Here is a 1,605-nt window from a genome sequence, read left to right on the forward strand (position 1 = left end):
GTATGAGTTTACCCCGAAGTCTCGACAGCCGGCACAGCGTGAGTCCGTGAGATCATCTCATTGTTGTTGACGACTCGGCGAAGTTCTTCGTAGGGATTGCGTCCCTGCTGGCGCCATGTCGCCAGCAGGGACAAGATCGTCTCGTGAACGAACATACCTCGATCGTTACGGAGTGTCCCGATGATTTTCCGGAGAACGACTGGTTCACGAAGTGCGTTCTCAGCTGCGTTGTTCGTCGGGGAGACCGCTGGCTCACCGACGAAGGTGAGCCAGTGGTCGATCCCACCTTCGATCTTCCCGAGTAGTGTTGCCACTGGTTTGTCGGTTACTGACCGCTCCACGAGCGATCTAAGCCCGTTCTGGCATGAGCGGTGCATCTGTGCTCTCTCACGAAGACTCGGGTCGGTCTCCAGCCACGACTGGAGACCGACAAACATCTGCTTGAGATACCGGTAAACGGGCTCTGCCTCCTCGTGGTCACTAGCAGCGTCTTCAGCTTCTCGGAGAAGATGTGCCCAGCACCGCTGAAGGTTACTGCTGAACGCTGGATACGCCGTCCACCCATCGCAGATGACCGTTCCCGGGAAGTCCTCGCCGAGGACTTCCGCGGGAACATCACTTCCACGACTCTCTCTTACGGCGTATAGCGTGTGCTCGCTCGTCCGAAATGTCCAGATCCACGCTTGCTCACCCTCGCGTTTGATACCGGTTTCGTCAACGTGAACGATCTCTGCTTGCTGAATCTGTCTTCGAATCTGTTCATATTCGCAGCGACCGGCGCGCGCAGCGCGCTCGGTCGCGTGCCACGCGGACGCGCCCGAGAGTTCTAATCCATGCAGTTGCTCGAACCGGTCAGCGATTTTCCGGTAGGGGAGGCGGTGATCGTACCGAGAAAGTGCTGCTTGAGAGATGACGTTCACCCCGAACTGCCCCTCATCGGGGCAGTCGGGGTGTGTAGCAACGGTTTCTGTTCCACAAGAGCGGCACTGGTAGTAATGACGGTTGTACCGGGTGATTTCTGGTGGCTGTGGATCGGGAACCTCCTCGACGAGTCGGGGGCTGACGCCCACCGACTCGTCGAAGTGTTCGCCACACTCGGGACAACATTCACAGGTGACATCGATCTCTTTGTCGGGATCTGCTGTTGCACGCCACTCTGGGTCGTGACCGTCCTTCCGTCCGGGAGTACCGCCATCGGTTCGAACATTCTCGTCTTCGTCGTCCTGCGAGGTCGGGGACTCGTCAGTCCCCGACCGTCGCTTACTGGGCGGTGTATGCGGATTTTCGTATTTGCGAAGGCGTGTTTCGAGTTCTTCTATCCGCTCGTCCTTCTGATCGATTTTCTTGTCCTTTCGCTTGTTCTCCCGTTCGAGTTCTTCGACTCGTTGCTCAAGTTGGAGAAACCGAGAAAGGAGTTCTTCTTTGGTGAAATCGTCTGCGTTCACAGACCCCACCAACCAGTAGTGACAGCAGAAGTAACGGGATGGGCTCCGCTGCGGAGCCCATCCCTGAGAATCATATTCGATGTCTGCTGCCTGTTCATATCGCGTCCGTTGAACGCTTCCTACGAGAGAGTACCGAAATCAGCCCGGGCTAAACACATAC

The 1,605-nt window shown here is 56.9% G+C and carries 1 protein-coding gene; it reads right to left on the bottom strand.

What is annotated here, in order from left to right:
- Positions 1-8 precede the first annotated feature (8 nt).
- On the bottom strand, positions 9-1,445 hold the full coding sequence (tnpC, locus tag ACP96_RS13580; RefSeq protein WP_050033703.1) for an IS66 family transposase: 1,437 nt from the start codon (positions 1,443-1,445) through the stop codon (positions 9-11).
- Between the last annotated feature and the right edge of the window lie 160 nt (positions 1,446-1,605).

The organism is Halorubrum halophilum, from assembly GCF_000739595.1.
In the GTDB taxonomy this organism is placed as follows: domain Archaea; phylum Halobacteriota; class Halobacteria; order Halobacteriales; family Haloferacaceae; genus Halorubrum; species Halorubrum halophilum.